This window comes from Arthrobacter sp. CAN_A6 (genome assembly GCF_015751715.1).
Taxonomy (GTDB): Bacteria; Actinomycetota; Actinomycetes; order Actinomycetales; family Micrococcaceae; genus Arthrobacter_D.
The window spans coordinates 1-9,450 of sequence record NZ_JADOUV010000029.1 but is presented as its reverse complement, the minus strand read 5'-3'; the positions used below and the strand labels follow the sequence as shown (position 1 = coordinate 9,450).

The window sequence follows — 9,450 nt, the reverse complement described above, 5'->3', positions numbered from 1 at the left end:
AACGGCATGACGCCGAAGCACTACTGGGAGAACTGGACGCAAGAAAACCAACTAGCTATCGCATAGACGCTGGACTGCTAACGGGGGCCCAACCAGTTCCACAGTAGGTCGAACAAAAGCTCTGATAACAGCTCGCTATACCCTGTCTCGTCTCTTGCCGTGCCCCGAAGTGATCACTTGGTTAGCTAGGGTTCTTTCATGCCCTCTTTCACTGGTATCGACCATCTTGCACTCACTGTTTCTGATCTCGCAGTCAGCGTGCCCTTCTACTCGCGCCTGTGGAACACTGAGCCCGCCGCCACGATGGATGACGGGCCGTTTTTCCGACAGGTATTCGTTTTGCCTGGAGGGATGACGTTGGGGTTGACGCAACATGATCACGGCTCAGGCAAGCCCTTCGACGGCAAATCTCCTGGCCTTGACCACATCGGCTTCACGGTGGTGAATCGTGCCGAGCTTGAAGCATGGGCGAAACTCCTCGATATCCAGGACATCAGCCACAGTGGCCTCGTGGAAGCATCGTACGGAACAGCGCTTAGCTTTAAGGATCCAGACGGCATTGCCCTGGAATTTTTCGTCAACGCCTGATTCTCTTGATTCGGTTGCTGGGGGGTGGCAGTGATTTCTACTGCTACCGCAACGTGACTTTCCTCAAGCTTGGACAGCTGCTCGTGTTCACCTGGTTTGCAGTTTGCTGTAGATCACTGAGCTGTCGTCACGGTGTTTCAATCGTGGGAACGCTTCATACTCAGGATCCTCATCCAGAATTCTGAAGAGTGTCTCGGTGATGGATTCGGGTGTGGTACTGCGTAGAGCGGTGAGCATTTCTGTAGGGGTGGCATGGATGCGTGCAACGTTCACTGTGGCGGCGAACCCGTCCGTCATGACAGCGATATCCATCACCTCCTTGGCCGAAAAGGTGTGAAGGCGGGCGTGCGTGATGCCGTCCCCGGTGAGATCAGTGATCCAGTAGCCTCCCGGAGTGTTCATGAGTTTCCGGTTGCGAAGTAACCGGTCGCTAACGTGAGGTCGGGCTTCCTTAACGCTCACGCCGCGTTCTCGGGCAAGGTCCCGCAGGTATTCGATGACACTACTGTCTAACGCGTCGACGGTTCCGTCGTGGCAGACGCTGACGGTGCCGTCATGATGCCCGATGACGGCTTGGCAATCGCCCAGCGAGAATATTTCCAGCAAAGTGCCGTTGGTCCTGGCAATCATGACGGATGCCGAAGGCTGGGACCCCAACCCCTGCAATCCCGTGACGTCTTCCTGTGCAACCCCATCGGAGAGTTCCATCCGCAGCATTTGAATGCATTCTTGGAGGATTTGGGAGATTGAATGCCGCACATCATCAATCCGAGCGCCCAGCAGGTCCACCAAGCGGTGCGAGAACCATTGGGCGTCGCTGGGCCATCCGGTCAGGTTCGCCGCAGTCAAACCCGTGGCACCGTCCACCACGATCAGTGCGCTTCCCGAGACCCCTACAGCATCCTCATTGACGATACTTCCCGCCCGGGACACCATCGATGTATTGATCCATGTCATAAACTGGTCACCTAAAACTACCGCGCACATCGAGTAATCTCGTCTTCATTCCTACCTTGCCCCTGCACGCGATCACTGGGATGCGTGGTCAGCTCACAGTTGATCGTTGAGTTCCTGGGCTTCCCGGTAGTAGTCCAGGAGGCTCAGCTGCGAGGCGGCGGCGGGGTCGAGGATGATGACTGCGTGTTGGTGAAGTTGCAATACCGATGCCGGGCAGTGTGCGCTGAGTGGTCCTTCGACCATGGCTCGGACGGCGTTTGCCTTGTTTTCGCCCAGTGCGACGAGCACTGCCCGTTTGGCGTCACGGATTGTTCCGAGCCCCTGGGTCAGGCAGAGCCGAGGGACCTCGCCCTCAGGGAAGAATCGGGCGTTGTCCGCCCGGGTGGCTCCAGCCAGGGTCTTGACCCGGGTGCGTGATGCCAGCGACGAGGTGGGTTCATTGAACCCGATGTGCCCGTTGGCTCCGATTCCAAGAATTTGTATGTCGATGCCTCCAGCGGCTACGATCGCCGCGTCGTACCGGTCGGCTTCGGTCACCAGGTCCGCTGCGTCCCCGCGGGGAGTCAGCAGTTGTTCCAAGGGCAGATCGACGTGGTCCACGAATTCCCGCCGGATGGTCGAGTGGTAGGACTGTTCGTGGTTAGCCGGCAGTCCGGCGTACTCGTCGAGGGTGAACGCCGTGACCTGGCTGAAGCTCAGTGACTCCTCGCGGTGACGCCGGATCAACTCTTCATAGGTCGACGCCGGGGAACCGCCAGTTGCCAGACCCAGCACCGCAGGTCCTTGTCGAAGTCGTGCCTCCACGAGGTCCGCGGCACGGGCTCCTACCTGTTCGGCGGAATCACACAGAATAATCTGCACGGTCAATCCTTTCAGTCTGCAGTGGTGCGCCGGCGCGGTGCACCTGCAGCACCTCCAGTTCGTCGGTAGCAACAATGAAATCGGCCCGGCTTCCCTCAGTGAGGGTTCCAATATGGTCAAAACCCATCAGCCGAGCGGGGGTAGATGAGGCAGCCGCAACGGCATCCGCCAGTGGAATGCCCCACGCAACGCAGCGACGCACGTTCTCCAGCAGCGTGCTGGTCCCTCCAGCGATCGCACCGACGGGCGTTTCTTGAGCAACCGGCGCCAATCGGGCAATACCACCTGCGACGATTACGTCCAAACTACCCAGGGTGTAGGCTCCGTCATCCATTCCGGCGGCCGCCATGGCATCTGAAATCAGCGCGATCGATTGCGGACCGACCAATGCGAACACCATGCGGACGATTTCCGGATCGAGGTGCACTCCGTCAGCAATCAACTCTAGGACCATCTGTTCGGGGTGTTGCTGAGCAGCTTGTAGGAGAACTGCTACTGGTCCTGGCTGACGATGTCTCAGCGGAGGCATCCGGTTGAACAAGTGGGTAGCAGACCACCACCCGCCATCCATACCGAGTGCTCCGGGTATTTCACGTAGCCCTGCCAAAGCCTCACGGACCTGGGCTGCTGTGGCGGCGGTATGCCCCAGGGAGGGAACGACGTCGTAAGCCCGGCAGAGGGACACGAGCTCCACGAAATGCGCAGTTTCCGGGGCGAGCGTGATGGACCGGATCGTTCCCTGCCCAGCGTCCAGCCACTGCTTCAGCAGTACCGGGGCGCCGTCGATGATCGCGGCCGGGTCCTGCGCGCCGCACATGCTCTCCGAGAGGAATGGTCCTTCCAGGTGCAATCCGGCCAGCGTCCCATCCGGCACCAGTTCCCGCAATACTGTGATCTGTTCCAGCAGTACGTCCGACGGCGCCGAGACCAGGGAGGCGATCATGGAAGTGGTCCCCTGGGCGGCATGATGATTCGCGGCGAGGCGTGCACCATCGGCATCGGCGGAGAAGGTGTGTCCCATGCCCCCATGGCAGTGCACGTCCACCAGGCCGGGCAGGATCAGGGGTACCCGCTCGACGGGAATGTTGATTCCGGCAGGCAGGTCAACGGCCTGCCCGCACCAGCGGATCCGTCCCTCGACCACCCAGACTGCGCCATCCTCGATGACATCTTCACCAGGCCGCCCGGTGAGGATGGGGCCCTGAAAGGCACGAGCCGGCGTTTCGGGGAACACCACGGATGGATCAGCTCGCATCGGGCCTGGCCATCGACGGGGTTTCGTCGGTCTCGTCCTCACGGCCGAGGGTGCGAAGGTTCCAGCGGCGGATAACGAACCGGAACAGCACATAGTAGATCGCTGCATACACCAGCCCGATCGGGATCAGCCACAGCGGTTTCTCGGCAATGCCGAAGTTCAGCAGGTAATCAATCGCTCCCGCCGAGAAGCCGAAGCCATGGTGGATGTCAAGGGAGTTCACCACCAGGAACGACGTGCCGGTCAGAAGAGCGTGGATAACGTACAGCGGCCAGGCGATGAACATGAACGAGAACTCGAGCGGTTCAGTGATGCCGGTGAGAAACGCGGTCAGACCGGTGGAAAGCATCACGCCGCCCACGATCTTGCGCTGCGAAGGCCTTGCTTCCTGCCAAATCGCCAGGGCTGCTGCAGGCAGGGCGAACATCATGATGGGGAAAAATCCGGTCATGAACACACCCGCGGTGGGATCTCCGGCGAAGAACCGGTTCAGGTCACCGTTGGTGCCCTCGTAATCCCCGATGATGAACCAGACGATCGAATTGAGGATGTGATGCAACCCCAGTGGGATGAGCAGGCGGTTGAGGGTGCCGTAGACACCGCTGCCAATCACCGTGTTCTCAGCGACGGCATTACCCACGCCGGTCAAACCGCGGTCGAAAATCGGATAGATCAGCGCCATGACGACGCCGATCACAATGCCGGCGACAGCAGTCAGAATCGGCACCAGCCGCCGTCCGGCGAAGAACCCCAGCCAGTCGGGAAGCTTGGTGCGGTGAAAGCGCTGCCACAACAACGCCGAGGTGAGCCCCATGACGATGCCAGCTAAGACGCCGTAGTTAATAACAGGCTCTTCCCCACCCTCCGGCGCAGCGCCGAGGACAAGCGGGGCCATGACCTCGAACACGTTGATCATGACCAGATAGCCGACGACGGCGGCAAGCGCGGTTGAGCCGTCGCCCTTGCGCGCGAACCCGAAAGCAATGCCTACGGCGAAGAGCAGCGGAAGGTTCTCGAACAACGCTCCGCCCGCTGCGCCGATCACCCGCGCAACCGTGGTCAGGGATTCGAAGCGGCCCAGCAGGTCATCCTGACCGAGTCGGAGCAAAAGCGCTGCAGCCGGAAGCGCGGCGATGGGTAGCATGAGGCTGCGCCCGAAACGCTGCAGGTTCTGCAACGCCTTGCCGTCGCCTTTGGCCTTGCCGGGCGCGGGTGCGGCTGCTGCGCCGGCACCCTCGGGCTTGGCGGTGTTTTCCGTGGACATGGTGTTCCTCATCTCAAGAAGGTGCGGTGCTTGTGTGGACCGGAGGGACTCTGTAGAGTCGAACTTACTGGTTATAACCAGTGACACCAATCACTGTGAAGCGTCACGGGCCCAGTTGTCAACCAGCGCGATTCTCAGAACCCATCCGGCAGGAAAAAAGGGCCGGACACCAGAGCTATCGACGACAAACAAGAGGAGCGGAACATGTCCAAGGCAGAGATCATCCTGACAGCGCTGGGCGGCGCGGAAAACGTGGAAGAAATTGAGGGGTGCATCACGCGCCTGCGTACCGAAGTCGTGGACGCCACACTGGTGGATCAAGCCGCCCTGAAAGCTGCCGGCGCCCACGGCGTGATGATGGCGGGCAGGGTGGTGCAGGTGGTTGTCGGACCCGAGGCCGAGAGCCTGGCCGAGGACATCCAGGACCTGATGTGAGCAATGCCGGACCGAACACTGCCGTTCGGGTGGTTTCACCCCTGCCCGGCCAAGTCATCGCGGCGATGGACATCCCCGATCCGGTCTTCGCCAAGGGACTCGTCGGGGATGGAGTAGCGGTCGTGCCAGACGATGACGCCGGCGTGCTCACCGCCGTCGCGCCGCTAACCGGGCGGGTAGTCAAAGTGTTACCGCACGCCTACATCGTCCAGCACGCCTCCGGGCCCGCAGTGCTGGTGCACGTCGGGATCGACACAGTGCATCTGAAGGGTGAAGGTTTCACCGTGCACGCCCAAAAGGGTGATCAGGTGGAAGCCGGCGATCGCATGATCAGCGTCGATGTCGCACTAATACGCTCGAAAAACTTGAGCCCGTGCTGTCCTGTCGTGGTGTTGGACACCAAACCGGGGGCCATAGTTACCGACAGCATCGGATCACGGGTTGAAGCAGGTGAGCCTCTCTTCGACACGGTCGGGAGTTGAACTGATGGAAACACACAATGAGCTCAAACATGTCTGGGTGCGCCGGCAGCTACAGGAGCTGGTCGCGGCCGGACTCCGGCCCGGAGACGCCCTGCTCGGCGAACGGCAACTGGAGGAACAATTCGGGGTCTCGCGCATCACTGTGCGTCGTGCAATTTCCGAGCTCGTGCAAGACGGAGCGCTGGTTCGAATCAAGGGAAAGGGAACCTTCGTCTCCCACGGGATGGTGCGCTCCACCTTGCACCTGGCGTCCTTCAACGAGGACATGCGGGCCGCCGGTCTCGAGCCCAGCACCCGTGTCATCTCCGCCACCACGGCGACCCCTCCAGAGGCAGCCGCCGAGCATCTCGGCCTGACTCCAGAGAGCAAAGCCCACCACATCAGCAGGTTGCGCCTGGGCAACGGAGCACCGGTCAGCGTGGACGAATCATGGCTGCCGATCCGACTACTACCCGACTTGCTGTCGGAAGACCTTAACGGATCTTTGTACCGGATCCTGTCTGCCAGCGGACACCCTGTCCAACGCGTGGAACAAACAGTCGAAGCCGCTCCCGCACCAGAAACAACCGCCGCACTACTGGACATCGAAGCAGGCGCACCCGTTCTCCTGTTCCGTCGCCGCTCCTTTACCGGACCCGACGAACCCGGCACTCCCATCGAATATTCAATCTCCATTTACCGCGCAGACCGATATCAAATATCCATGCGCCTAGGGGCGCCAGTACCAGCGGGATAGCCATGCCAAAACGATCATCGCTCTCGCTACGAAGACTTGCATCACTAAAATCAGGAAACGCTTGAAGCTAACCATCAAAAAAATGACCTTGGTGCGTGCGGCTGCTAAAACGTACGCCGAAGACGGGGCGGCGGCTATTGGCTATGAATAGTTTCCGGTTCTGGCGGCCGGGCCCACAGACAGTGGTATCACCGAAACTGATGAGGTAACCACCCCGGGTGCTGGTTGTCCTGAACCCGGTTTCGTGGCTGAGAACCTAAGGGTCCGCCTCCACGAACCGGGGTCATCACCGGATCTATCGCTCATTGCTTTAAAGTACGGAGCAGGTCAGAAAAATTCCTCCCCTCACTCCTGGTTTCCTGCCGCCCGGCTACGGTGGCTCATTTTCCGTGACACACCCATGGCGGTTTAGTATCAGCCTCTGATGATTATCGGCTGGTGAGATTCCGGACAAAGGTTGCAAGGCGCTGACGTAAGGACAAGGTCGCTGCCGGGTGCACGGATGTTTCCGGCTGCTCGCGGCCCGCGGGAACCTCCATCGCTCTTTCCTGTGACTTGGTCGTGGTGTTGTCGCTTCCCTGCTGGGGTTTTGAAGAGGACCTAAGGGATGGGAGGCGTCGTTTGAAGACGGTGACCGGCCCGTCCTGCTCTGTGCCGGTCCCACCGGGTGGGGTCGGTCTCGAGGGAAGCTCTGTCCCAGTTACCTTTGATCGCCGCAGCTTCATAGGTGCTGTTCAGGAACTCCAGCAGCAACTGATCAGGTTCGGCGGCGGAGCGCACGGCTTCGTACGGCAACAGGAACTGCCGGTTCTCCGGACTGTAGAACGCTTCCGGGGGCCCGGGCGGGTAGTCGGCGAACCCATCCGGCTCGGGATAGGCATAGGCATAGAAAGCTCCTTCCTCGCCGCCTCCGGGCCAGAATCCGCAGCTACTTAATTCCCGTGAGTAGCCTTCTTCCATCACCCAGTCGCCGCAGTTCGGTGCACCATCGGGAAGGGGCGGGGCCTCCCTGCCGGAGAATCGCGTGCAGGCAAGGTCCATCGCTCCCCAAAAAAAGTGGACGGGACTGACTTTGCCGATGAAGTGGGCTCGGAACCTTTGGAGGACCCGGTTCGCCTGGACCAGTTGGCGCCAAAACAGGTGCGCCGACGCGGGATCGTAGGAGGCGTGCTTGATGTCTTCAGCGAAAGGGACCGCCTGATCCACCTCATTCGGACGGGCCTGAATCGTGGTGCTGATCCCGAGCTCGTCAAGCGCGCCCATCGTCCACGCATAGAAATCCGCCACCGGCATCGGTTGCAGACCAAGCTCACGGGTGCCGCCGTCGCTACTACGGATGCGCAGCCGATGGTTACAGAAATCGAGCTCGATATCGAAAACCCTGCCCTGATACGGGATCGCCGACGTAGTCAAACCACGGGCACTGACGTACAGGGTCACCTGCCACCAATGGTTGATCAGGGGTGCGTGTGACAACCGGATTGTCAAGCACCGGGTTTGGTGGAGGCCGTTTTAGTTGGAAATGGTGAGTAGTTCTGGTGTCGTGTGAGTGGTGTGGTGCTGTTCGTATTCGACGGGCGCGACGTGGCCGAGCTCGCCGTGGAGGCGGCGGTGGTTGTACCAATCGACCCATTCCGCGACGGCGACTTCGAGGTGATTGATGTCGCGCCAGGGCCCTCTGTTGCGGACCAGTTCGGCCTTGAACAGCGAATTGAGAGCCTCGGCCATGGCATTGTCGTAACTATCGCCCTTCGAGCCCACCGACGCTACGGCGTCCTCGGTCGCGAGGCGCTCGGCATAGCGGATGGCCCGATACTGGCCGTATTCAACCGGCCTGGACGCCGCGGTCGCTGTGGTGGACAAGATTGGTGAGATCATCACCGTCCTTCGTGCGGGACCAGATACCCATCTCAAGGGCATTTAACGCGAGCTCGGTATAGAGGCTGGTTGCTACCTGCCAGCCCATGATCCGGCGAGAAAAAACGTCGAGAACGAACGCCGCGTATACCCAGCCGGCGAAGGTACGCACGTACGTGATATCAGCAACCCAGAGCCGATTCGGGGCCGTAGCGGTGAACCGGCGTTCGACCAGATCCTGCGGCCTACCGGTCTCGGCGGCCGGCTTCGTCGTCCGCGGACCCTTGGCCCGCGAGACCCCGCGCAGGCCCTCGGTCCGCATGAGCCGCTCCACGGTGCAACGCGCCACGGGCTGTCCCTGCCGGCAAAGCTGCGCGTGCACCTTCCGGACCCCGTAGACCCCGTAATTCTCCTCATGCACTGCCCTGATGTCCTGGGTGAGTTCGCTATCGCGGATGCTCCGATCCGAGGCTGGCCGGGTTCGGTGGGCGTAGTAGGTGCTCGGGACGATCTGCAGTGTCCGGCAGATCGGCTCGACCCCGTGTTCCTCACGGTGCTCCTCGATGAAGGCGCACATCACCTCGACGGACGGTCGAGCTCCGCCGCGAAAAAAGCCGACGCCTGTTTCAGGATGGTATTCGCCCGCCGCAACTCGCGGACCTCACGCTCAAGCTCCGCCAGCCGGGCCGCGTCATCGCTCGTGGTACCGGCTCGTATCCCGCCATCGACCTCAGCACGTTTCACCCACGTCCGAAGAGCCTCGGGATGAACGCCGAGCTGGGTACCGATCCGCTGGAACGCCCCAGCCCGTGTCACCGGGTCCTTCCGGGCATCAATGGCCATCCTCGTCGCGCGCTCACGCAACTCCTCCGGATACTTCCTCTGCGCTGCCATAAATCAATCCTTCCGGGTAATCAATGTGGTGTGTCCCGGGTTCTACGGAGTTGGAATTTGTGGATTCTGGTGTCTGACATCAGGAGGAACAGATGGGACGACAGGGCTACTCGGCGGAGTT

9 protein-coding genes, 1 pseudogene and 1 other annotated feature are annotated in these 9,450 nt (G+C 60.9%); of the genes and pseudogenes, 4 read left to right on the top strand and 6 right to left on the bottom strand.

Features of this window, described 5'->3' with window-relative positions; translation table 11 throughout:
- The first annotated feature begins 198 nt into the window (after positions 1–198).
- On the top strand, positions 199–588 hold the full coding sequence (locus tag IWX75_RS17190; RefSeq protein WP_196823478.1) for a VOC family protein: 390 nt from the start codon (positions 199–201) through the stop codon (positions 586–588).
- A gap of 87 nt (positions 589–675) precedes the next feature.
- On the opposite strand, the gene IWX75_RS17185 is transcribed toward IWX75_RS17190, so the two are convergent.
- The 4 genes from IWX75_RS17185 to IWX75_RS17170 form a co-directional block, all read right to left on the bottom strand.
- Entirely contained in the window at positions 676–1,545 is an 870-nt protein-coding gene (locus IWX75_RS17185; RefSeq protein ID WP_196823477.1) for a protein phosphatase 2C domain-containing protein, read from the bottom strand.
- Positions 1,546–1,638: 93 nt separating this feature from the next.
- The gene (gene nagB / locus IWX75_RS17180) at positions 1,639–2,406 is read right to left on the bottom strand and encodes a glucosamine-6-phosphate deaminase (RefSeq protein WP_196823476.1); all 768 of its coding nucleotides are present in this window, start codon (positions 2,404–2,406) and stop codon (positions 1,639–1,641) included.
- Positions 2,387–3,661: an N-acetylglucosamine-6-phosphate deacetylase gene (locus IWX75_RS17175; protein WP_196823475.1), complete on the bottom strand. Its 1,275-nt coding sequence runs from the start codon at positions 3,659–3,661 to the stop codon at positions 2,387–2,389. The genes nagB and IWX75_RS17175 overlap by 20 nt, the downstream gene beginning before the upstream one ends.
- On the bottom strand, positions 3,651–4,925 hold the full coding sequence (locus IWX75_RS17170; RefSeq protein WP_196823474.1) for a PTS transporter subunit EIIC: 1,275 nt from the start codon (positions 4,923–4,925) through the stop codon (positions 3,651–3,653). Before IWX75_RS17170 ends, IWX75_RS17175 begins: the two co-directional genes overlap by 11 nt.
- A 177-nt stretch (positions 4,926–5,102) precedes the next feature.
- Between IWX75_RS17170 and IWX75_RS17165 the strand changes: the two genes are divergently transcribed.
- From IWX75_RS17165 to IWX75_RS17155, 3 genes are read left to right on the top strand one after another with little or no spacing between them, the layout of a single operon-like run.
- Positions 5,103–5,360: a PTS glucose/sucrose transporter subunit IIB gene (locus IWX75_RS17165; protein WP_334684452.1), complete on the top strand. Its 258-nt coding sequence runs from the start codon at positions 5,103–5,105 to the stop codon at positions 5,358–5,360.
- A complete protein-coding gene (locus IWX75_RS17160; protein WP_334684451.1) occupies positions 5,357–5,842 on the top strand; it encodes a PTS sugar transporter subunit IIA in 486 nt (161 codons plus the stop codon). Before IWX75_RS17165 ends, IWX75_RS17160 begins: the two co-directional genes overlap by 4 nt.
- 4 nt (positions 5,843–5,846) lie before the next feature.
- Entirely contained in the window at positions 5,847–6,578 is a 732-nt protein-coding gene (locus IWX75_RS17155) for a GntR family transcriptional regulator (RefSeq protein WP_196823472.1), read from the top strand.
- Between the two features lie 600 nt (positions 6,579–7,178).
- Here the strand turns inward: IWX75_RS17155 and IWX75_RS17150 are convergent.
- Complete coding sequence (locus tag IWX75_RS17150) at positions 7,179–8,054, bottom strand: DUF5996 family protein (RefSeq protein ID WP_196823471.1); 876 nt, start codon at positions 8,052–8,054, stop codon at positions 7,179–7,181.
- Positions 8,055–8,090: 36 nt separating this feature from the next.
- Positions 8,091–9,329: pseudogene (locus IWX75_RS17145) on the bottom strand (IS3 family transposase).
- Positions 8,938–9,051, bottom strand: a sequence feature (AL1L pseudoknot). Its footprint overlaps the pseudogene before it by 114 nt.
- Positions 9,330–9,450: the final 121 nt, after the last annotated feature.